This is a genomic window from Streptomyces sp. NPDC014727 (genome assembly GCF_043083485.1).
In the GTDB taxonomy this organism is placed as follows: domain Bacteria; phylum Actinomycetota; class Actinomycetes; order Streptomycetales; family Streptomycetaceae; genus Streptomyces.
Map to the genome: position 1 here is coordinate 504579 of NZ_JBIBYR010000001.1, position 20797 is coordinate 525375.

Below are 20797 nucleotides of genomic sequence, written 5' to 3' on the forward strand. Positions count from 1 at the left end.
GGGCATGGCAAGCAATGAATCGCGCCGGATCTCGGATCTGGAGACCCTGAAGGCGTTCGGGCACCCCCTGCGGATGAAGCTGTACCGGCTGCTCTACATCTCCCGCACGGCCACCGCCTCCCAGCTCGCCGAGCAGGTCGACGAGGCCGTCTCGCTGGTCAGCTACCACCTGCGCAAACTCGCCGACCACGGCCTGATCGAGGAGGCCGAGCAGCAGGGCAGGGACGGCCGGGAGCGCTGGTGGCAGCCCGCTTCCAAAGGACTGTCCTTCCACGAGGAGGACTTCAGCGACGCACCCGAGAAGGCCGCCACGCACGCCGCGGTCGGCCGGCTCTCCTTCGACCAGCGCAGCGAGCTGTACCGCCGCTACCTCGACTCGGCCCAGAGCTGGCCGCAGGAGTGGCGCGGCGCCGCCTCCGGCTCCGAGTACCTGGCCCGGCTCACCGCCGAGGAGCTCACCGCGCTCAGCCGCGAGGTGCACGAACTGATCGACCGGTACGAAGAGCTCGGCCGTGCCCGCGAGGAGGCCGGAGACTCCGAAGGCCGCGAGAACGTCGCCGTGCACGTGTACGCATTCCCGTTCCGCACCTGACTCGCCGTCCCGGGAGGACGACCCTCATGACCGTCACCGGCACGACCACGCAAGCTCCCGAACGCCCCGAACGCCCCGCCCACCGCGACGGCAACGTCCTGCGCTGGCTCGGCGCATACACCGCTTCCATGATCGGCGACAGCGTCTACTACATGGCACTCGCCTGGGCCGCCGCCCGCAGCGGCAGCGCCACCCAGGCCGGGCTCGTCCTCGCCGTCGGCTCCATACCCAGGGCCCTGCTGATGCTCGGCGGGGGAGTGCTCGCCGACCGGATCGGACCGCGCCGCGTCGTCATCGGCAGCGACGCCGCCCGCTGCCTGGTCGTGCTGGGCCTGGCGGGTGCGCTGCTGGTCACGTCGCCCGCCGTGTGGATGCTGATCGCCGTCGCGCTCGTCTTCGGTGTGGTCGACGCCCTCTTCCTGCCCGCCGTCGGCGCCCTGCCACCCCGGATCACCGCCGCCGGACAGCTCGCCCGCGTCCAGGGGCTGCGCGGACTCGCCTCCCGTGCCGCCAACGTCGTCGGGGCCCCGCTCGGCGGCGTCGCGGTGGCCGGCGGCGGCCCGACCCTCGCGTTCGCCGCGGCCGGGGTGCTCTTCGCGCTGTCCCTGCCGCTGCTCCTGTCCCTGCGGGTCGGTCCACTGCCCGCCCGGGAGACCGCCGAGCCGTCCGGCACCGCCTGGCACGAACTGGTGGACGGGCTGCGTCACATCCGCCGTCACCCGGTGCTCGGACCGCTGATGCTCGCCGTCGCCCTCAGCGAACTGGGCTTCGCGGGACCGCTCAACCTCGGGCTGATCCTGCTCGCCCGCGAGCGCGGCTGGGGCGCCTCCGGCATGGGCTGGATCGTCGCCGCGTTCGGGATCGGCGCCGGTGTATCGGCCCTGGTGCTCGCCGTGCGCGGCCGGGTACCGCGGGCCGGGCTCGTGATGTGCCTGATGGTGCTGATCGGCGCGGTCGCCATAGCGGCCCTGGCCTACACGCCCTCGCTGGGCCCCGCCGTCGCCGTCGCCATCTGCATCGGGCTCTTCGCGGGCCTCGGGGGCTCCCTGTGCGGCGCCCTGATCCAGACGGTCACCGAACCCGCCTATCTGGGCCGGGTCACCTCGGTGTCGACGCTCTTCACCCACGCGATCGCACCGCTCAGCTACCCGGTCACGGGAGCCACCGTCGCGGCCTGGGGGACGGGCCCGGTTTTCGTCGCCAGTGCCGCGGTGTGCGCGGCGGGGGCGGTGGCCGCTCTGACCTTCACCCGGTTGCGCCGAGCGGAACTCCCGGGCTGACCCGCCCCCGTACGCGCTACATGCCCAGCTCGGCCGTGTGCAGCCGGGCCAGCGCCTCCGCGTCGCCCTCCAGCCCCACCGTCGCCGCGTCCTGCCGGCCGAACACGAAGAGCAGCAGCTCGCCCGGCTCGCCGGTGACCGTCACGACCGGGGTGCCCTTGTGCGCGACCGCCGTCTGGCCGTCCGGGCGGCGCAGCACCAGCCCCACCGGGGACTTGCGGCCCAGCAGCCGGGCCGTCCGCTCCGCGCGGGACCACAGCACATCGGCGAAGACCGGGTCCAGCTCCCGCCGCGACCAGTCCGGCTGTGCCCGGCGCACATCCTCCGCGTGGACGTAGAACTCGACGGTGTTGGCGGCCTCGTCGATCGGCTTCAGACCGAACGGGGACATCCGCGGCGGACCGGTACGGATCAGCTGGATCAGCTCCTCGTACGGCTTCGCCGTGTACTCCGCCTGCACTCGTTCGAGGCGGTTCTTCAGCACGCCCAGCAGCGTGCCTCCCGCCGCGTCCGGCCGGCGTTCACGGACCACCACATGGGCGGCGAGGTCCCTGGTCGTCCAGCCCCGGCACAGAGTCGGGGCTTCCGGTCCCGCCGCCTCCAACAGGTCGGCGAGCAGAAGTCGTTCGCGCTTCGCATGGGTCGACATGCTCGCCAGCGTACGACCGTCGCACGCGGTCCGCCCAGTGGACGCCGCACGGAACCGCTCCCGCGACCACGGCACAATGGGCGCATGACCAGCGCGCCCACGCCCAGCACCCCGCCGCCGTCCGGCAACCTCGACCCGGCCATCGCCGCCCGCCTCAAGCGCGGCGCCGACGGGCTCGTTCCGGCCATCGCCCAGCAGTACGACACCGGCGAGGTGCTGATGCTCGGCTGGATGGATGACGAGGCGCTGCACCGCACCCTCACCACCGGCCGCTGCACCTACTGGTCCCGCAGCCGTCAGGAGTACTGGGTCAAGGGCGACACCTCGGGCCACGTCCAGCAGGTCAAGTCCGTCGCCCTCGACTGCGACGCCGACACCGTCCTCGTCAGGGTCGACCAGACGGGTGCCGCCTGCCACACCGGCGACCGCACCTGCTTCGACGCCGACGTCCTCCCGCTCGCCCAGTAGGGTCGCCCGCCATGGATCTCGATACCTTCCGCAAGCTGGCCGTCGAACGGCGCGTCATCCCTGTCAGCCGCCGGCTCCTCGCGGACGGCGACACCCCCGTCGGCCTCTACCGCAAACTCGCGGGCGAGCGCACCGGCACCTTCCTCCTGGAATCCGCGGAGAACGGCCGCAGCTGGTCGCGCTACTCCTTCATCGGGGTACGCAGCGCCGCGACCCTCACCGCGCGCGACGGGCAGGCCCACTGGCTGGGCACCCCGCCCGTCGGGGTCCCCGTCGACGGTGACCCGCTGCAGGCCCTGCGCGCCACCATCGAGACCCTGCACACCCCGCACGACCTGGTCGTCGACGGGGACCCCGACGGGTTGCCCCCGTTCACCGGCGGCATGGTCGGCTATCTGGGCTACGACATCGTGCGCCGCCTGGAGAAGATCGGCGACAGCGCGGAGGACGACCTGCACCTTCCCGAGCTGACGATGCTCCTCACCTCGGACCTGGCCGTGCTCGACCACTGGGACGGCAGCGTCCTCCTGATCGCCAACGCGATCAACCACAACGACCTCGCGACCGGCGTCGACGAGGCGTACGCGGACGCCGTCGCCCGTCTCGACGCCATGGAGCGGGACCTCTCGCGCCCGGTCGAGAACAGCCCCGCCGCCCTGCCGCCGTCCGAGCTCCCCCCGTACACCGCGCTGTGGGGCGGCACGGCGTACCAGGACGCCGTCGAGGACGTGAAGGAGCGCATCAGGGCCGGCGAGGCCTTCCAGGTCGTTCCCTCCCAGCGCTTCGAAACCCCCTGCACGGCAAGTGCGTTGGACGTCTACCGGGTGCTGCGCGCCACCAACCCGTCGCCGTACATGTACCTCTTCCGCTTCGACGGCTTCGACGTCGCGGGTTCCAGCCCGGAAGCCCTCGTCAAGGTCGAGGACGGACGTGCGATGGTCCACCCGATCGCCGGAACCAGGCACCGCGGCGCCACCCCGCAGGAGGACCAGGCCCTCGCCGACGAACTCCTCGCCGACCCGAAGGAGCGCGCCGAGCACCTGATGCTCGTCGACCTCGGCCGCAACGACCTCGGGCGGGTCTGCGAACCCGGCACCGTCGAGGTGGTCGACTTCATGTCGATCGAGCGGTACTCGCACGTGATGCACATCGTCTCCACCGTCACCGGCCGGGTCGCCGAGGGCCGCACCGCCTTCGACGTCCTCACCGCCTGTTTCCCCGCGGGCACCCTCTCCGGCGCCCCCAAGCCCCGTGCGATGCAGATCATCGAGGAGCTCGAACCGACCCGCCGCGGACTGTACGGAGGCTGCGTCGGCTACCTCGACTTCGCCGGGGACTCCGACACCGCCATCGCGATCCGGACCGCCCTGCTCCGTGACGGCACGGCGTACGTCCAGGCCGGAGCGGGGGTCGTCGCCGACTCCGACCCGGTCGCCGAGGACACCGAGTGCCGCAACAAGGCCGCCGCGGTGCTCCGCGCGGTGCATACGGCCAACCGGCTCCACGGCTGACGAGGCGGTAGGGGATAGTGGGGTATGTGAGTGCTGTTCCCGTACCCCAGCCCCGTGCCCGAGCGGCCGCCGCCGACGCCACGGGAAGCCGCCGCAGCCTGGCCGCCGGGCTGCTCCTCGGCGCGGCCGGTGCCACCGTCGTCCTGCTCGCCTCCGGCCAGACCTGGGCCGAGGGCCGGGCGGCCGTCGGCGGCGGCTCCCTGCCGCTGGCCGCCGACGGTCAGGACGTCACCGGTCTCCCGGCGGCCCTGGCCATCGTCGGCCTGGCCGCCCTCGTCGCCGTCTTCGCCGTCCGCAGCAGCGGGCGGCTGATCGTCGCCGGGCTCCTCGCCCTCAGCGGCCTCGGTGCCGCACTGAGCGCCTGTCTCGGCGCCTCCGACAGCTCGGCGCTCGACGAGAAGGCCGCGCAGACCACCGGCGACACCGCGGCGACCATCGGTGCCCTCAGCTACACCGCGTGGCCCTACGTCACCGCGGCCGGCGGTCTGCTGATCCTCCTCGCCGGACTGCTCGCCCTGCGGTACGGGAAGCTCTGGCCCACCATGTCGGGACGGTACGAGCGGGACGGCACTCCCCGCCCCCGCAAGGCCGCCCGCACCGCCCCGGACCCGGACCGGCCCGAGGACCTGTGGAAGGCCCTGGACCGCGGTGAGGACCCGACGCGTGAGGCATGACCCCCCAGCTCACGTCGTACCGGCGCGTACGGGACAATGAAGCCGAGCTTTCTGCACAGCGGCACCAACAGCGGCACCAGCTTTGCGTACAGCGATACCAACAGCGCATCACCAACAAGGAGCAACTCATGGCGGGCAGCAGCCACGGACACACCCCGGCCGCCTGGACCGGTGTCATCATCTCCTTCTTCGGCTTCTGCGCCGCGGGCGTCTTCGTGGTCGCGGCCAACCCGATCGGCTTCTGGGCAAGCATGGCCGTCATCCTCCTCGGCGGGGTCGTCGGCCTCGCGATGAAGGCCGCGGGCCTCGGTATGCCGAAGGAGTCCGAGGAGATGGCCCGTGCCAGGGCGCGTGCCGCGCAGGCCCAGATCTCCTGACGCACGCGGCAACGCGACACCCCCTGCGTGTGCGAGGCGCAGCCCGGCCGGGCTGCGCCTTTCCGCGTCAGCGGGGACAATCACCGAGTGGACGCATCGCCTACCCCAGCCGCAGCGCCGCCGACGCCGGGCCCCGGGCCCGCCTCCGGCCCCCCGCCGATGTCCGGACAGCCGCCGGGGTCCGGCCGGCCGTCCCCGCCCGTCTTCCCTCCGGCCCCGGTGCCCGCCTCACGGATCCGGCGGCTCGCCGTCCCGGCGGGTGTCATGGCCGCTGTCGTCGGCGCCTTCGGGTACGTCGGCGCCGTCGACCCCAATCAGCCGGGCCACTACCCGGTCTGCCCGCTGCTGCGGTTCACCGGCCTGTACTGCCCGGGGTGCGGTGGGCTGCGCAGTGCCCACGCCATCGCTCACGGCGACATCGCCGCCGCCCTCGGCTCCAACGCGCTCGCCGTCGCCGGCTACGGGGTCTTCGCCGTCCTCTGGGTGGTCTGGACGGCCCGCGCCGCCCGGGGAAGGCCCATGAGCATCGCCGCGAAACCCGTCGTCTGGTGGGGGATCGGGGCCGTGCTGCTGATCTTCTCGGTCGTCCGGAATCTTCCGTTCGGATCGGCACTGGCGCCTTGAATGCCCAGGTAGTGGGACATTCGCCGACTGGATTCGGGCCCTTCGCCCTCCTGCGGATAGCATTGACATGGCTGATCCTGTTCCCTCATCACCGTCCCGGAAGGGGGCCGCTCGCGTGAGTGTGCTCGACGAGATCATCGACGGCGTACGCGCCGACCTCGCAGAGCGGCAGGCGCGTGTCAGCCTCGACGAGCTGAAGGAGCGCGCGGCCCGCGCTCCCGCGGCCAAGGACGGAGCCGCTGCCCTGCGTGGCGAGGGCGTGACCGTCATCTGCGAGGTCAAGCGCTCCAGCCCCTCCAAGGGGGCTCTGGCCGCCATCGCCGACCCGGCCGCGCTCGCCGCGGACTACGAGGCGGGCGGCGCGTCCGTCATCTCGGTCCTCACGGAGGAGCGCCGCTTCGGCGGTTCGCTCGCCGACCTGGAGGCCGTCCGCGCCAAGGTCGACATCCCGGTCCTGCGCAAGGACTTCATCGTCACCTCCTACCAGCTCTGGGAGGCCCGCGCCCACGGTGCCGACCTCGCCCTGCTGATCGTCGCCGCCCTCGACCAGGAGGCCCTGGTCTCCCTGATCGAGCGCGCCGAGTCCATCGGTCTGACGCCGCTGGTCGAGGTGCACGACGAGGAGGAGGCGGAGCGCGCCGTGGACGCCCGGGCGAAGGTCATCGGTGTCAACGCCCGCAATCTGAAGGACCTCAAGGTCGACCGCTCCACCTTCGAGCGCGTCGCCCCCGAGATCCCCGACCACATCGTCAAGGTCGCCGAGTCCGGCGTCCGCGGTCCGCACGACCTGATCGCGTACGCCAACGCGGGCGCCGACGCGGTGCTCGTGGGCGAGTCCCTGGTCACCGGCCGCGACCCGAGGGCCGCCGTCGCCGACCTGGTCGCCGCGGGCGCCCACCCGGCGCTCCGCCACGGACGGGGCTGACCCGCACCATGTCCGCCGATCGTCCCGTGCTCCGCACCCGGCCGCGCCCGCGCCTGGCCGTGGTGACGGCTGCCCGGGACCCGCACGCGCCGCTGGCGCGCGGCTGCCGCCCCCGCGGCTGTCGCGCCCCCGCGCGCCGGGTGCACGGCCGGCGCGTGCGGTACGTGATCGGCGACGAGCCCGGCCAGGTCAACGGCATGCGATGGCGCACGGGGTCCGCGCTGTAGCGAGCCCCGGCCGACGTACCCGCACCACTTCCGTCGTACGTACGACCGCACCGCCCGACCGTTTCCGGTCGCGGTGGCGCTCCGCTCACGGCGCATACGGTGAACCCACCCATTGCGATGTCGAGGAGCACGTCGGATGTCATCTGACTTCTTCATCCCGGACCCGGAGGGTCTGATCCCCAGCGCCGAAGGCTACTTCGGTGCGTTCGGCGGCAAGTTCATCCCGGAGGCGCTCGTCGCCGCCGTGGACGAGGTCGCCGTCGAGTACGACAAGGCGAAGCACGATCCGGCCTTCGCCGCCGAGCTCAACGAGCTCATGATCAACTACACCGGCCGCCCCAGCGCGCTGACCGAGGTCCCGCGCTTCGCCGAGCACGCGGGCGGTGCCCGGATCTTCCTCAAGCGCGAGGACCTGAACCACACCGGCTCGCACAAGATCAACAACGTGCTGGGCCAGGCGCTGCTCACCAGGCGCATGGGCAAGACCCGGGTCATCGCCGAGACCGGTGCCGGACAGCACGGTGTCGCCACCGCGACCGCCTGTGCGCTCTTCGGCCTCGAATGCACCATCTACATGGGTGAGATCGACACCGAGCGGCAGGCGCTGAACGTGGCGCGCATGCGGATGCTGGGTGCCGAGGTCATCGCCGTGAAGTCCGGCTCCAGGACGCTGAAGGACGCCATCAACGAGGCGTTCCGCGACTGGGTCGCCAATGTGGACCACACGCACTACCTCTTCGGCACGGTCGCGGGACCGCACCCCTTCCCCGCCATGGTCCGCGACTTCCACCGCGTCATCGGCGTCGAGGCCCGCCGCCAGATCCTGGAGCGGACCGGCCGGCTGCCGGACGCCGCCATCGCCTGTGTCGGCGGGGGCTCCAACGCCATCGGACTCTTCCACGCCTTCATCCCGGACGCCCATGTCCGGCTGATCGGCTGCGAGCCCGCCGGGCACGGGGTGGAGACCGGCGAGCACGCGGCCACCCTGACGGCGGGCGAGCCCGGCATCCTGCACGGCTCGCGCAGCTACGTCCTGCAGGACGACGAGGGCCAGATCACCGAGCCGTACTCCATCTCGGCCGGTCTCGACTACCCGGGCATCGGCCCGGAGCACGCGTACCTCAAGGACATCGGCCGCGGCGAGTACCGTGCCGTCACCGACGACGCCGCCATGCAGTCGCTGCGCCTCCTCTCCCGTACCGAGGGGATCATCCCGGCCATCGAGAGCGCCCACGCGCTGGCCGGGGCCCTGGAGGTCGGGAAGGAGCTCGGCAAGGACGGACTGCTCGTGGTCAACCTGTCCGGCCGCGGCGACAAGGACATGGACACGGCGGCCCGCTACTTCGGGCTGTACGACGAGGTCGACGGGGTCGTCGAGGCCGATGTGGCCGACGGGGAAGAGGAGGTCACCAAGTGAGCGGCAATGTGGAGCTGTTGAGTTCCTCCCTCGCGCGGGCCAAGGCGGAGAACAGGGCCGCGCTCATCGCGTACCTGCCGGCCGGCTTCCCGACCGTCGACGGCGCGATCGCCGCCGTGAAGGCGGTCGTGGCGGGCGGCGCGGACGTCGTCGAGGTGGGGCTGCCGCACAGCGACCCGGTGCTCGACGGACCGGTCATCCAGACCGCCGACGACATCGCCCTGCGGGGCGGCGTGAAGATCGCCGACGTGATGCGCACGGTCCGCGAGGCGTACGAGGCGACGGGCGTCCCGATCCTCGTCATGACGTACTGGAACCCGATCGACCGGTACGGCGTCGAGCGCTTCACCGCCGAACTCGCCGAGGCGGGTGGCGCCGGGTGCATCCTGCCCGACCTGCCGGTCCAGGAGTCCGAGCTGTGGCGCGAGCACGCCGACAAGCACGGTCTCGCGACCGTCTTCGTCGTCGCGCCGAGCAGCAGGGACGAGCGCCTCGCCACCATCACCGCAGCCGGCTCCGGCTTCGTCTACGCGGCCTCGCTGATGGGGGTCACCGGCACCCGTGAGTCGGTCGGCGAGCAGGCCCAGGAGCTGGTCGGGCGCACCCGGGCCACCACGTCCCTCCCGGTCTGCGTCGGCCTCGGCGTCTCCAACGCCCGGCAGGCCGCCGAGGTCGCCGGTTTCGCCGACGGAGTGATCGTCGGCTCCGCCTTCGTCAAGAGCATGCTGGACGCTCCCGACGAGGAGAGCGGCCTGGCCGCGGTCCGCTCCCTGGCGGGCGAACTCGCCGAAGGCGTTCGAAAGCGCTGAATCGGGTGTAATCCAAACGGGTGGACCTGGACCGGGGAGGCACGCGCGTGCCTCCCCGGTTCGTTGCTGCGGGTGTGAGCGAGAAGAACGAACAGGGAAAAAGGGCCGCGCGAGACCGGCTCGTCCAGCAGCGTGAGCGCGAGAAGGCGCATGAGCGCCGCAGGCGCACGCTGATCGTCGGCGGCGCCGTGGTGGGTGTGCTGGCGCTGGCCGCCGTCGTCGGCGTGATCGCCGCGAACACGGGCGGCAAAAAGAGCACGGCGGGCCCCGTCGTCGCACCGTCCGGTGCGACCGGCAAGGACGGCCTGGCCATCCAGGTCGGCTCGGACAGCGCCCCGTCCACGCTCACCATCTGGGAGGACTTCCGCTGCCCGGTCTGCGCCCAGTTCGAGAACGTGTTCCGGGACACCATCCATCAGCTGGAGAGCACCGGACAGATCAAGGTCGAGTACCACCTCGCCACGCTCATCGACGGCAATCTCGGCGGCAGCGGCTCGCTGCGGGCGGCCAACGCGGCAGCCTGCGCGCAGGGCGCAGGCAAGTTCTCCGCCTACCACGACGTCCTCTACCGCAACCAGCCGCAGGAGACCGACGACGCCTTCGGCGACAACGCCAAGCTGATCGAGCTCTCCGGGAAGGTGCCGGGACTCGACACCCCCGCCTTCCGCAGCTGCGTGGACGACGGCAAGCACGACGGCTGGGTCCGGAAATCCAACACGGCGTTCCAGAACGGCGGATTCCAGGGCACGCCGACCGCGCTGCTCAACGGTGAATCGATCTTCCCGAAGAAGGGGAACGAACCGCTCACCGCGGCGAACCTGAAGAAGTGGGTCGCCGAGGCCAACAAGGGCAAGAAGCCGGGCGCGGTCACACCGGCGCCGTCGCACTCCTGAGCGTTGGTCCGGCAGGGGGAATCCATGACCGGCCTGTTACCCATACGTTGTCGGGTGGGTTGCCGTGGGCCCCACCCGGCAAGGTAGCGTCGACCCTGCCATGGACCTTGCCTACATTCCCAGTCCGTCGACCGGCGTGATCGATCTCGGCCCGATCCCGCTCCGCGGCTACGCGTTCTGCATCATCATCGGCGTCTTCGTCGCCGTCTGGTTCGGCAACAAGCGCTGGATCGCCCGGGGCGGCAGAGCCGGCACCGTCGCCGACATCGCCGTCTGGGCGGTGCCCTTCGGCCTCGTCGGCGGGCGGCTGTACCACGTCATCACCGACTACCAGCTGTACTTCAGCGACGGTGCGAACTGGGTCGACGCCTTCAAGATCTGGCAGGGCGGCCTCGGTATCTGGGGCGCGATCGCGCTCGGCGCCGTCGGTGCCTGGATCGGCTGCCGCCGCCGCGGGATCCCGCTGCCGGCCTGGGCCGACGCGCTCGCCCCCGGTATCGCCCTGGCCCAGGCCTGCGGTCGCTGGGGCAACTGGTTCAACCAGGAGCTGTACGGCAAGCCGACCGATGTGCCGTGGGCGCTGAAGATCAGCGAGGGCCCCAACAGGGTCGCGGGTACGTACCACCCGACGTTCCTGTACGAGTCGCTGTGGTGCATCGGGGTCGCCCTGCTGGTGGTCTGGGCGGACCGCCGCTTCAAGCTCGGTCACGGCCGGGCATTCGCGCTGTACGTCGCCGCGTACTGCGCGGGACGCGGCTGGATCGAGTACATGCGGGTCGACGAGGCCCACCACATCCTGGGCGTACGCCTCAATGTCTGGACCGCGGGGATCGTGTTCCTGCTGGCGGTGGTGTACATGGTGATCTCGGCGAAGATGCGTCCGGGGCGCGAGGAGGTCGTGGAGCCGGGCGCGGTGGACGCCGAGGACGGCGAAGCCACGAAGGACGGCGACGCCCCGGGTGACGTGGACGGAACCGTCGCGTCCAAGGCGGACACAGGTTCTGGGACAAACACTGCCGAGCGTGCTGACAGCGCCGCGAAGACGCCGGAGAAGAACGGCGCCGCGGAGGCGGCGAAGAACGGCTGAGCCGTACGTTCGTCACGTGTGGGGCCCCGAACCGCCTGGTTCGGGGCCCCACACGTGTCGTCGTCGCCGGACGGGCGGGCCGCAGCGGATCTCCGGCCGTCACCCCGGCCGCACGGCCAGCGCCAGCGTGCGGCGGGCCGAGGCCACCACCGCCGCGTCGACGAACCGGCCGTCCGGCAGGGCCAGCGCGCCCTCGTCCGCCACGGCCGCCTCCACGATCTCGGCCGCCGCCTCGACCTCCCGCGCCGTCGGGCGGAACGCCTGCTCGATGACCGGGAGCTGGCGGGGATGGATCGCCGCCCGGCCCAGAAAGCCCAGCGCCCGGCCGCGCGCGCAGGACGCCCACAGGCCGTCCAGGTCCCGCACGTCCGGGAACACCGACTGGGCGGGTGGCACGAGTCCGGCCGCGCGGGCGGCGACCACGACCCGGCTGCGCGACCAGTCGAGCCCGGCATCGTCCCGTACCCCCAGATCGGCCCGGAGGTCCGCCTCGCCCAGGGCGATGGAGCGCACCCGGGGATGGGCGGCGGCGACCGTGTAGGCGTGCTCGATGCCGAGCGCCGATTCCAGCAGCGGACAGAGCGCGACCCCCGGCGCCACGGCCGCGATGTGGTGGACGGTGGCCGCGTGCGTGATCTTCGGCAGCCGGAATTCGGCGAGACCCGGCAGTCCGGCCAGGGCGCGGATGTCCGCCTCGGTGTGGACCCGGACGTGGACCGGCACGGCCGTGTCCTCGGCGGGCTCGGACAGGAGCTCGGCGGTGGCCGACCGCGCGTACTCCTTGCGGTCCGGCGCGACCGCGTCCTCCAGATCGATGATCACCACGTCCGCGCCCGCGTCGCGTGCCTTGCGCACCACCTCCGGCCGGTCGCCGGGAACGTACAGGAAGGTGAGGGGGACCATCGCCGTCACAGGACGCGCTCCGCCCGCAGCGCCGCGATCTCCTGGCCCGACAGACCCAGACCGGTGAGGATCTCGTCGGTGTCCGCACCGTGCGGCCGGCCCGCCCAGCGGATCGCGCCCGGTGTCGCCGAGAGGCGGAACAGGACGTTCTGCATCCGTAGCGGCCCCAGCTCCGGGTCGTCCACCTCGGTGACGGAGTCCAGGGCCCGGTACTGCGGGTCCTCCATCACGTCCTGGATGCCGTGGACGGGTGCGATGGCAGCCTCCGCCTTCTCGAACGCGCAGACGGCCTCCTCGCGGGTGTGCCGGGCGACCCAGTCGCCGACCGCCTCGTCGAGCTCGTCGGAGTGCTCGGCGCGCGTGGTGCCGGAGCCGAACCAGGGCTCGTCGATCAGTTCGGACCGGCCGACCAGACGCATGACCCGTTCGGCGATCGACTGCGCGGAGGTGGAGACGGCGACCCAGTGCCCGTCCGAGGTGCGGTAGGTGTTGCGCGGGGCATTGTTCCGGGAGCGGTTGCCGGTGCGCGGCTGTACGTAACCGAGCTGGTCGTACCAGACCGGCTGCGGGCCGAGCACGGTCAGGATCGGCTCGATGATCGCCATGTCGACGACCTGGCCCTCCCCGGTCCTGTCGCGTCCGGCGAGCGCGGCCATCACGGCGTACGCGGTGGCCAGCGCCGCGATCGAGTCGGCGAGCCCGAACGGCGGCAGCGTGGGCGGTCCGTCCGGTTCCCCGGTGATCGCGGCGAACCCGCTCATCGCCTCGGCCAGGGTGCCGAAGCCGGGACGGTGCGCGTACGGACCGAACTGGCCGAAGCCGGTGACCCTGGCCAGCACCAGCCGCGGATTGACGGCGTGCAGCTCCGCCCAGCCGAGACCCCAGCGCTCCAGGGTGCCGGGCCGGAAGTTCTCGATGATCACATCGGTCCCGGCGGCCAGCCGGAGCAGGATGTCGCGCCCACCGGGGCTGGACAGGTCGAGGGTCAGATTGCGCTTGTTGCGGCCGAGGAGTTTCCACCACAGGCCGACGCCGTCCTTCGCGGGCCCGTGCCCGCGCGACGGATCGGGCTTGCGCGGATGCTCGACCTTGATCACCTCGGCGCCGAAGTCACCGAGCATGGTGGCGGAGAGAGGGCCCGCGAAGAGCGTGGCGAGGTCGATGACCCGCAGCCCGGTCAGCGGCGCCTGCGCGGTCGTGTTCATGCGGCGTCGATCTCACTGCGGTACGGCATGGAGGTCGAGGCGCCCGGCCGCTGTACGCACAGCGCGGCGGCGGACGACGCCCAGGCCAGCGACTCGGGTACGGGCCGTCGCTCGCCGAGCGCCACGGCGAGCGTCCCGACGAAGGTGTCCCCGGCCCCGGTGGAGTCGACCGCGGTGACCTCGGGGGCGGGGAAGAGGACGGGCTCGCCGCCCCGGGCCGCGTACAGGCAGCCCTTCGAGCCGAGTGTGACCACGACCGCGGGGACCTGGCCGAGCAGCAGCTGCGCCGCCGCATGGGGGTCCGTGGCGCCGGTGAGCGCGGCCGCCTCGTGCTCGTTGGGGATCAGCAGGTCGACACAGTCGAGGAGTTCGGCGGGCAGGGGCTGTACGGGGGACGGGGTGAGGATGATCCGTACGCCCTGCGCGTGGGCCACGCGCGCACCCTCCAGCACGGCGGACAGCGGCAGCTCCAGCTGGAGCAGCAGCAGATCGGCCCCGGCGACGGCGGCCATCTCGCCGGGGCCGAGAGCGGTGACGGTGCCGTTGGCGCCGGGGATCACCACGATGGAGTTGGAACCCAGGTCGTCGACGACGATGTGCGCGGTGCCGCTGGGGCCCTCGGCGGTGTGCAGCAGATCGGTGCCGACGCCCGCGTGCTCCAGGTTGGAGCGCAGCGCGGCGCCGTACTCGTCGTCGCCGACCGCGCCGATCATCGTCACGTCGCCGCCCGCGCGGGCGGCGGCGACGGCCTGGTTGGCGCCCTTGCCGCCGGGAACGGTACGGAACTCCCGTCCGGTGACGGTCTCTCCTCGCTCCGGAGCCCGTGCGACGTACGCGACGAGATCCATATTGGTGCTGCCGAGCACCGCGATGCCGGTCATGGGCGGAGTGCCTCCTTGAGGGTGAGCCGGTGGGTCTGTTCGGCGAGGGCGTCGAAGCCGATGGAGTCGAATCCGGCGACCGACGTGGCGAGACGGTTCTTCAGCGGGGCGGTCCAGCGTTCGGGCAGCGCGCCGGGGCTCCCGGCCAGCAGTCCGGCGAGTGAACCGGCGGTCGCGCCGTTGGAGTCGGTGTCCCAGCCGCCCGACACCGCACGGCAGATGGAGTCGGAGTAGTCGCCGTCGGCGTGGGTGAGGGCCGCGGCCAGCAGAGCGGCGTTGGGCAGCACATGGACCCAGTGGTACGCGCCGTACTCGGCGTGCAGCCGGTCGGCCACCGCGTCGAAGCCGCTCTCGCCGCGGGCCGCCGCGATGCCGAAACGCACCGCGTGCGCGAACCGCGAACGCGGCGGCACGACGCGCAGCCCGGCGGCCAGACAGCCGTGCACATCGTGCGCGCCGCCGGCCGCTTCGGAGAGTGCGGCGGCGGCGAACATCGCCCCGTACACCCCGTTGGCGGTGTGGGTGAGGACCGCGTCCCGGTGGGCCTGCACCGCCGCGGCCGACGGGTCGCCCGGATGCGTCCAGCCGTGCACATCGGCACGGATCTGCGCACCGATCCACTCCCGGAACGGATTGCGGTACCGGGCGGTGCGCGGGGGCTCGATCCCGTCCAGCAGATTGCGGTACGCGACCCGCTCGGCGGTGAACGTGCGGCCGGCCGGGAGTTCGTCGAGCCAGAGCCGGGCGAGATCGCAGGTGGTGAAGGACGGACCGTACCGCTGGAGCAGCAGCAGGGTGAGCAGAGGGTGGTCGAGGTCGTCGTCCTCCGGCATGCCGTCGATGTTCTCGGCCAGGGAGGTGGACGCGGAGCGACGGTTCCAGGGGTAGGTGGCGGCCAGCTCGGCGGGCAGACCCTTGGCGGTGAACCACGTGGTCAGCGGCCAGTTGCCGGTGGCGCGGGCCAGTGCGCGGATACCGGCGAGCGGCAGTTTCTCGACGGGTTTGCCGAGCAGACAGCCGGCGGCCCGGCCCAGCCAGGCGGCGTGCAGCCGCTCGTGGCTCACCGGCGCAGGGTCCGTGCGGGGGGCCGGCCAGTCCGGACAGGCGGCCCGGATCGCGGCCAGGTCTGTCGGTTCGTCCGCCTCCAACGGCGATTCCAGCAGGGCGAGTTCGTCGAGCAGCCGCTCGGCGAGCGCGCGCAGCTCCGGTGCCGGAGGGGTCGACGCGCCGGCCCGTTCCGGCGCGGGGGCGCCGCCCGCCTCGTACCACCGGCGGGCGACGGCCCTTGCGTCCCGCCCGTCCTCGGCGGCCTGGCGCAGCTCGTGCCCGACCAGGTCCTCGGGCTGCACCCACGTCACCCGGAGGATCATGGCGTACCCGCCAGCGCGGCGAACGCCGACTCGTGGGCGCGGCGCCGGGCCGTGTCCCGTACGAACACCTCGCGGGCGACACCCGCCAGGGCCCGCGCGGGGGCGTGCAGATCGAGCCGGCTGGCCTCGGCGACCGTTCTCACCCAGTCGGCGGGGATCGCCGGTTCGCCGTGGAGCGCGCCCGCGACGGCACCGCTCATGGTGGCGATCGAGTCGCAGTCCCGGCCGTAGTTCACCGAGCCGAGGACCGCGTGCCGGTAGTCGCCGTCCGCGACGAGCAGCATGCCGAGCGCGATGGGGAGTTCCTCGACGGCGTGCAGCCGGGACGGCCGACGGGCGCCGAGGGAGGGGGCGCGGTAGTCGGGGCCCACGGTGTCGAAGGGCGCGACGGCGGCGCGCAGCGGAGCGAGCGCGGTCTCGAAGTCGCGGTGACGGACGGCCACTTCGCACACCGCCTCGATGGCGGACCGGGTGCCGTCCTTGGCGAGCGACAGACAGGTCTCGACGACGCCGGCGGGCGTCGCGTCCGGGGCGCACGCGGCCGCGACGGCCGCGGCGAAGACTCCGGCCGCTTCCCTGCCGTAGGAGGACTGATGGGCGCCGGCGACATCCAGCGCCTCGGCGTACGCGGCCTCCGGGTGGGCGGCGTTGACCAGGCCGACCGGTGCCATGTACATCGCCGCACCGCAGTTGACGATGTTTCCGGAACCCGCCTCGCGCGGATCGACATGGCCGTAGTGCAGCCGCGCGACGATCCACTTCTCGGCGAGGAAGATCCGCTGGAGCGGCAGTACATCGGCCTCCAGCTCCGGAATCCAGCGGGGGGTGGAGATCAGCTCCGGCACGAGGTGGTCGGCGACCGCGTACGCGTCGAGGTGGTCGCGCACGGCGTCGTACACCCGTACCAGCGCATGGGTCATCAAGGTGTCGTCGGTGACGTGTCCGTCGCCCTTGTGATACGGGGCGATGGGGCGGGCCGTACGCCAGTCGTCGCCGTCCCACGGGCCGACGATGCCGCTGATCCGCCCGCCGTGGCGGGCCACGATCTGCTCGGGGGGCCGGCCCTCGACCGGACCGCCGAGCGCGTCGCCGACCGCGGCGCCGACGAGCGCTCCCGTGATCCGTTCATCGAGTGTGAGTACCGTGGTTCTCGCCCCGGACCGAACGGGCGTCATGGATGTCATGCCCGAATTGTCCACCCATGGGCTTCGGTTCCGTGGCTGCCAGCAGCCCGGCGAGTTCGATCAGATCGGTCCCCGCGAGACGCGGTAGCGCACACCCCGCCAAGGTGCGGCAGGCGTCGCGCCAGCCGTCCGGGACGGCGTCGATGCCGCAGAGCGCGCCGGTCAGCGCGCCGGCCAGCGCGGGCGCGGAGTCGGCCACCCGCGACAGGCACGCCGCCGCGGGCACGGCCTGGGCGATCCGGCCGCGGGCCGCGGTGGCCAGGGCGAGCGCGACCGGGACGGTCTCGGCGGCGGCGATCCCGTAGCTGTAGACGTGGTCGACGATCTGATGCTCCAGCACCGGTACCAGGGCGAACGCGCCCGCCGCCTCGCCGACGAAGTCACGGGCGATCCGGACGGCATGGGCGGCGTTGCGGGCGATCTCCGTGCCGTCGGGGAGCTGCGCGAGCGCGGCGTTCACCGCCGTGTCCACATCCGCGCCGCCCAGTGCCTCGGCGATCGCCGCTGCCATCGCGCGGGCGCCGTGCACCCCGTCGCCGTCCTGGGTGTAGCGGGCGTCGAACTCGGCGAGGTCGGCGGCGGCCGCCGGGTCGGCGGGGTGGACGACGGCGAGCACCGCGGCCCGCACGCAGGCCGCGTCGTCGAAGTAGTGCGGGTTGTCGTGACCGGTGGCGGGCGGGCGCAACCCGGCGGCGAGATTGCCGAGTCCGGCCCGTACCGAGATCCGGGCGCGCAGCGGGAGCACCGCCGACTCGACCTCGGGGGCGCGGGCGGCAGCCGCGGCGACCTCGGCCGCCAGCGCGTTCCAGGCGACGTCGACGGCGGCCCGCATCCGGTGTTCGGGGGACAGGCCGTGCAGCGGACCGGCTGTCGAGGCGAGCACGGTCCCGGCGGCGAACGCCGCCCATTCGGCGTCGTCGGACGGCCCGAGCCGCAGGGGTTCGGGCGGCTGGTTGAGGGCGATGGGGACGGGCAGCGTGGTCGTGGCGTTCTGCTCGGCGAAGGTGTCGAGCTCCCGGGTGAGGCGCCGGGTCCATTCGGGCATCCGGGCGGCCCGGTGCCGCGCGGCGGGCCACCCGGCGGCGTCCCCGGCGGCGAGCCCGAGCAACAGCCCCTCGACCCGGGCCCGATGGCCGGGGGAGGGGTGGGTGCGGAACCGGGTGGGCGCGGAAGCAGGGGTGCGGGGGGCGTCGCGGTGGATGTCGTGCGGGGCGTCCGGGTCCGCATCGTCCGCGGTGGCGGGTGCGACGGGGGCGTTGTGCGCCGGTCCGGCCGCGGACGCGTGAGGTGTGCCGCCCGCGTCCGCACGCGGGTGGTCCCGTGCCGGACCCTCCTGGCCGATGGCGGACGCGGTGTGCCCGGCGGCGTGCGCCCGTCCGCCCTCAGGCGTACGGGCTTCACCCCGCCCGTCCCCGTACGCCTCGTCCGTGTCGTCCGGGGTGAGCAACTCCGCGATGTCCAGGACGTGATGGCCCCGCATCGACGGCAGGCAGCTGCCCCGGACCGGGCCGATCGCCTCCCCCCAGTGCCGCGGAATCGCCGACGCCCCGTGCAGGGCGCCGGCCAGGGCCCCCGCCACCGCGGCCGTCGTGTCCGCGTCGCGGCCCATGTTGACCGCGGTCAGCACCGCCGTGCGGAAGTCACCGCGCGCCGCCGCGAACGCTCCGAAGGCCAGGCCGACCGCCTCGGGGGCCAGGTCCGTCCACGGATAGCCGCCGACGACCACCGCGGAGCGCACCGCGCGCTCCCCGGTGAGCCGGTCGGGGTACGTGCGCTGCGCGGCGGCCACGGCGCGCCGCAGCGAACGCGCCGTCCAGGAGTCCATGGGGACGACGGACAGCGCGGCGGCGATCACCGACGCGACCCCGGCGCCCGCCATCGCGGCGGCCACCCCGGCCGCCACCGCCTGGCCGCCGTAGATGCCCTCCCCGTCATGGCTGACCCGCCCGTCGACCGCGACCAGGCGCGCCGCCTCGTCCGGCCGGCCCGCCGCGAAGACACCGAACGGCGCCGCCCGCATCGCCAGGCCGTCGCTCCAGGCGTGCCGGTGCTGGGCGGAGATCGGGGCGGCCAGGCCCCGGCGCAGATTCTCCAGCGTGCCCCGCTCGCTGAACCCGGCACCGCGGAAGGGCCCTTCGTCCAGGTCGGCGATCCACAGGTGCCACGCCCGCTCCACATGGGTGACCGTCAGCGCCGAACCGTGCCGCGCGAGGAGCAGCCCGGAGAAGATCGCGTACTCCGTGTCGTCCGTGCCCGCGGGGTCGTCGCTCACGAAGCCCTCGATCCGGCCCCAGCGACGGCGGATCTCGGACGGTCGCAGGTTCTCCGCCGGTGCGCCCAGCGCATCACCGACCGCGAGACCGAGCAATGCGCCCCGGGCCCGGTCGCCCAGGTCCTCACGGGGCGCGCCGCCCCGTACCGCCGCCCGGGCGCCATGCGTCCGAGGTTCCGCCGGATTTCCTGCAAACGACTCCATCGCGTCGACCCTTCGCTCGCACCGGGCCCGTTCTCGTGCCTCCTCGATATGTGCCACGCGGAGCCTCGGCAGAGGCCGAAATCGCGACAAAAGGGCCAGTCGGATGATGGCCCGGAAGTGGCAAGGCAGGCCGTACTTACCTGGTCAGAGGGCAGGTAAGTACGGCCTGCCTTGCTGGCGGAGGCTCATTTTCGTGCGTACTTTCGATGGTGCTGAGCGGGGGCGGAGCGCGTGAAACCCGCTGCCGGAGAAGGGGAGAGCTGTGTCCATCATCGAGACCGACGCCGTACTGCACGAGGCGCACCGCGACAACCACACCCACCGTGATGTCAACGGCGGCTGGCTGCGCCCGGCGGTGTTCGGTGCCATGGACGGGCTCGTCTCCAACCTCGCGCTGATGACCGGCGTCGCGGGTGGCGCCGTCTCCCAGCAGACGATCGTGATCACCGGTCTGGCGGGCCTGGCCGCCGGCGCCTTCTCCATGGCGGCCGGCGAATACACCTCCGTCGCCTCGCAACGTGAGCTCGTCGAGGCCGAACTCGACGTCGAGCGGCGCGAGTTGCGCAAGCATCCCAAGGACGAGGAGCGGGAGCTCGCCGCGCTCTACGAGTCCCGCGGCGTCGAGCCCCGTCTCGCCCGCGAGGTCGCGCGCCAGCTGTCGCGCGATCCGGAGCAGGCCCTGGAGATCCACGCCCGCGAGGAGCTCGGCATCGATCCGGGCGATCTGCCCTCGCCGCTCGTCGCCGCGGTGTCGTCGTTCGGCGCGTTCGCGCTGGGGGCCCTGTTGCCCGTGCTGCCGTACCTGCTCGGCGCGAGCGCGTTGTGGCCGGCCGTGCTGCTGGCCCTGGTCGGACTGTTCGCCTGCGGTGCGGTGGTGGCCAGGGTGACGGCGCGCAGCTGGCTGTACAGCGGGCTGCGGCAGCTTGCGCTCGGCGGGGCCGCCGCGGCGATCACCTACGGTCTGGGCACGCTGTTCGGTGTGGCCGTCGGAGGCTGACCGCATAGACGCGGGCATGACATGGAGCCCGTCCGGCCGGAGGCGTCGTCCTCGCGTGCCGGGCGGGCTTCGTTCCGTGACGTGTCCGCCATCGGTGTGACGTACGTCTTGGGGTCCGCCTCTGGGCGGACCGGTTCCGCCCGACGTAAAATGAGTCTCTATGCAGCGCTGCACATAAGCAGCCGTTACCCGGCGGTTTCATTTCCTTTGCCGCCGGGCATGAGCCGTAGACACCGCGGGCAACGACG

The 20797-nt window shown here is 72.9% G+C and carries 21 protein-coding genes and 1 pseudogene; 14 read left to right on the plus strand and 8 right to left on the minus strand.

Features of this window, described 5'->3' with window-relative positions; translation table 11 throughout:
• The first annotated feature begins 4 nt into the window (after window positions 1-4).
• Both ACF1B9_RS02300 and ACF1B9_RS02305 read left to right on the plus strand, forming a co-directional pair.
• A complete protein-coding gene (locus ACF1B9_RS02300) occupies window positions 5-592 on the plus strand; it encodes an ArsR/SmtB family transcription factor (RefSeq protein WP_391739973.1) in 588 nt (195 codons plus the stop codon).
• A gap of 26 nt (window positions 593-618) precedes the next feature.
• Window positions 619-1872 (plus strand): MFS transporter, encoded by a 1254-nt coding sequence (locus tag ACF1B9_RS02305; RefSeq protein ID WP_391739972.1) that lies wholly within the window; start codon window positions 619-621, stop codon window positions 1870-1872.
• Window positions 1873-1888: 16 nt separating this feature from the next.
• Here ACF1B9_RS02305 and ACF1B9_RS02310 read toward each other — a convergent pair whose 3' ends face one another.
• Entirely contained in the window at window positions 1889-2521 is a 633-nt protein-coding gene (locus tag ACF1B9_RS02310; RefSeq protein WP_391739971.1) for a TIGR03085 family metal-binding protein, read from the minus strand.
• Between the two features lie 84 nt (window positions 2522-2605).
• Between ACF1B9_RS02310 and hisI the strand changes: the two genes are divergently transcribed.
• The 11 genes from hisI to lgt all read left to right on the plus strand — a co-directional run bounded on the left by hisI (window position 2606) and on the right by lgt (window position 11533).
• Window positions 2606-2989 carry a phosphoribosyl-AMP cyclohydrolase gene (hisI, locus tag ACF1B9_RS02315; RefSeq protein ID WP_342286399.1) on the plus strand — a complete coding sequence of 128 codons (384 nt, stop codon included), beginning with the start codon at window positions 2606-2608 and terminating at the stop codon, window positions 2987-2989.
• A gap of 11 nt (window positions 2990-3000) precedes the next feature.
• Window positions 3001-4500, plus strand: a complete 1500-nt coding sequence (locus ACF1B9_RS02320) for an anthranilate synthase component I (RefSeq protein ID WP_391739970.1) — start codon at window positions 3001-3003, stop codon at window positions 4498-4500.
• A 17-nt stretch (window positions 4501-4517) separates the two neighbouring features.
• Window positions 4518-5174, plus strand: coding sequence for a TIGR02234 family membrane protein (locus ACF1B9_RS02325; RefSeq protein WP_391739969.1), 657 nt, complete (start codon window positions 4518-4520; stop codon window positions 5172-5174).
• Between the two features lie 128 nt (window positions 5175-5302).
• A complete protein-coding gene (locus tag ACF1B9_RS02330) occupies window positions 5303-5551 on the plus strand; it encodes an HGxxPAAW family protein (RefSeq protein WP_391739968.1) in 249 nt (82 codons plus the stop codon).
• A 159-nt stretch (window positions 5552-5710) separates the two neighbouring features.
• Entirely contained in the window at window positions 5711-6175 is a 465-nt protein-coding gene (locus ACF1B9_RS02335; protein ID WP_391740104.1) for a DUF2752 domain-containing protein, read from the plus strand.
• Window positions 6176-6290: 115 nt separating this feature from the next.
• Window positions 6291-7100, plus strand: a complete 810-nt coding sequence (trpC, locus tag ACF1B9_RS02340) for an indole-3-glycerol phosphate synthase TrpC (RefSeq protein ID WP_391739967.1) — start codon at window positions 6291-6293, stop codon at window positions 7098-7100.
• Window positions 7101-7108: 8 nt separating this feature from the next.
• Window positions 7109-7327, plus strand: a complete 219-nt coding sequence (trpM, locus tag ACF1B9_RS02345; RefSeq protein WP_391739966.1) for a tryptophan biosynthesis modulator TrpM — start codon at window positions 7109-7111, stop codon at window positions 7325-7327.
• A 136-nt stretch (window positions 7328-7463) separates the two neighbouring features.
• Window positions 7464-8744, plus strand: coding sequence for a tryptophan synthase subunit beta (gene trpB / locus ACF1B9_RS02350; protein WP_391739965.1), 1281 nt, complete (start codon window positions 7464-7466; stop codon window positions 8742-8744).
• A complete protein-coding gene (gene trpA, locus ACF1B9_RS02355; RefSeq protein ID WP_351086873.1) occupies window positions 8741-9553 on the plus strand; it encodes a tryptophan synthase subunit alpha in 813 nt (270 codons plus the stop codon). The genes trpB and trpA overlap by 4 nt, the downstream gene beginning before the upstream one ends.
• Window positions 9554-9627: 74 nt before the next feature.
• Window positions 9628-10446, plus strand: a complete 819-nt coding sequence (locus ACF1B9_RS02360) for a DsbA family protein (protein ID WP_391739964.1) — start codon at window positions 9628-9630, stop codon at window positions 10444-10446.
• Window positions 10447-10546: 100 nt separating this feature from the next.
• Entirely contained in the window at window positions 10547-11533 is a 987-nt protein-coding gene (gene lgt / locus ACF1B9_RS02365; RefSeq protein WP_391739963.1) for a prolipoprotein diacylglyceryl transferase, read from the plus strand.
• A 99-nt stretch (window positions 11534-11632) separates the two neighbouring features.
• Here lgt and ACF1B9_RS02370 read toward each other — a convergent pair whose 3' ends face one another.
• The 7 genes and pseudogenes from ACF1B9_RS02370 to ACF1B9_RS02400 form a co-directional block, all read right to left on the minus strand.
• Window positions 11633-12436: an HpcH/HpaI aldolase/citrate lyase family protein gene (locus tag ACF1B9_RS02370; RefSeq protein ID WP_391740103.1), complete on the minus strand. Its 804-nt coding sequence runs from the start codon at window positions 12434-12436 to the stop codon at window positions 11633-11635.
• A 5-nt stretch (window positions 12437-12441) separates the two neighbouring features.
• Complete coding sequence (locus ACF1B9_RS02375) at window positions 12442-13641, minus strand: CaiB/BaiF CoA transferase family protein (protein ID WP_391739962.1); 1200 nt, start codon at window positions 13639-13641, stop codon at window positions 12442-12444.
• Window positions 13638-14522 carry a ribokinase gene (gene rbsK / locus ACF1B9_RS02380; protein ID WP_391739961.1) on the minus strand — a complete coding sequence of 295 codons (885 nt, stop codon included), beginning with the start codon at window positions 14520-14522 and terminating at the stop codon, window positions 13638-13640. The genes ACF1B9_RS02375 and rbsK overlap by 4 nt, the downstream gene beginning before the upstream one ends.
• Window positions 14519-15892 (minus strand): ADP-ribosylglycohydrolase family protein, encoded by a 1374-nt coding sequence (locus tag ACF1B9_RS02385; protein ID WP_391739960.1) that lies wholly within the window; start codon window positions 15890-15892, stop codon window positions 14519-14521. The genes rbsK and ACF1B9_RS02385 overlap by 4 nt, the downstream gene beginning before the upstream one ends.
• Window positions 15889-17067 (minus strand): ADP-ribosylglycohydrolase family protein, encoded by a 1179-nt coding sequence (locus ACF1B9_RS02390; RefSeq protein WP_391740102.1) that lies wholly within the window; start codon window positions 17065-17067, stop codon window positions 15889-15891. Before ACF1B9_RS02390 ends, ACF1B9_RS02385 begins: the two co-directional genes overlap by 4 nt.
• Window positions 17018-18187: an ADP-ribosylglycohydrolase family protein gene (locus ACF1B9_RS02395; protein WP_391740101.1), complete on the minus strand. Its 1170-nt coding sequence runs from the start codon at window positions 18185-18187 to the stop codon at window positions 17018-17020. Before ACF1B9_RS02395 ends, ACF1B9_RS02390 begins: the two co-directional genes overlap by 50 nt.
• 474 nt (window positions 18188-18661) lie before the next feature.
• A pseudogene (locus tag ACF1B9_RS02400) lies at window positions 18662-19552 on the minus strand (ADP-ribosylglycohydrolase family protein); the annotation flags it as partial.
• Between the two features lie 262 nt (window positions 19553-19814).
• Between ACF1B9_RS02400 and ACF1B9_RS02405 the strand changes: the two are divergent.
• A complete protein-coding gene (locus ACF1B9_RS02405; RefSeq protein ID WP_351086422.1) occupies window positions 19815-20549 on the plus strand; it encodes a VIT1/CCC1 transporter family protein in 735 nt (244 codons plus the stop codon).
• Window positions 20550-20797 lie beyond the last annotated feature (248 nt).

Bases quoted from the DNA above. Each gene is read 5' to 3' on its own strand.
- trpB (WP_391739965.1), top strand. From the start codon at position 7,464: ATGTCATCTGACTTCTTCATCCCGGACCCGGAGGGTCTGATCCCCAGC.
- hisI (WP_342286399.1), top strand. From the start codon at position 2,606: ATGACCAGCGCGCCCACGCCCAGCACCCCGCCGCCGTCCGGCAACCTC.
- ACF1B9_RS02390 (WP_391740102.1), bottom strand. From the start codon at position 17,067: ATGACGCCCGTTCGGTCCGGGGCGAGAACCACGGTACTCACACTCGAT.
- ACF1B9_RS02335 (WP_391740104.1), top strand. From the start codon at position 5,711: ATGTCCGGACAGCCGCCGGGGTCCGGCCGGCCGTCCCCGCCCGTCTTC.
- ACF1B9_RS02300 (WP_391739973.1), top strand. From the start codon at position 5: ATGGCAAGCAATGAATCGCGCCGGATCTCGGATCTGGAGACCCTGAAG.
- rbsK (WP_391739961.1), bottom strand. From the start codon at position 14,522: ATGACCGGCATCGCGGTGCTCGGCAGCACCAATATGGATCTCGTCGCG.
- ACF1B9_RS02330 (WP_391739968.1), top strand. From the start codon at position 5,303: ATGGCGGGCAGCAGCCACGGACACACCCCGGCCGCCTGGACCGGTGTC.
- ACF1B9_RS02305 (WP_391739972.1), top strand. From the start codon at position 619: ATGACCGTCACCGGCACGACCACGCAAGCTCCCGAACGCCCCGAACGC.
- trpM (WP_391739966.1), top strand. From the start codon at position 7,109: ATGTCCGCCGATCGTCCCGTGCTCCGCACCCGGCCGCGCCCGCGCCTG.
- ACF1B9_RS02385 (WP_391739960.1), bottom strand. From the start codon at position 15,892: ATGATCCTCCGGGTGACGTGGGTGCAGCCCGAGGACCTGGTCGGGCAC.
- ACF1B9_RS02370 (WP_391740103.1), bottom strand. From the start codon at position 12,436: ATGGTCCCCCTCACCTTCCTGTACGTTCCCGGCGACCGGCCGGAGGTG.
- lgt (WP_391739963.1), top strand. From the start codon at position 10,547: ATGGACCTTGCCTACATTCCCAGTCCGTCGACCGGCGTGATCGATCTC.
- ACF1B9_RS02375 (WP_391739962.1), bottom strand. From the start codon at position 13,641: ATGAACACGACCGCGCAGGCGCCGCTGACCGGGCTGCGGGTCATCGAC.
- ACF1B9_RS02310 (WP_391739971.1), bottom strand. From the start codon at position 2,521: ATGTCGACCCATGCGAAGCGCGAACGACTTCTGCTCGCCGACCTGTTG.
- ACF1B9_RS02320 (WP_391739970.1), top strand. From the start codon at position 3,001: ATGGATCTCGATACCTTCCGCAAGCTGGCCGTCGAACGGCGCGTCATC.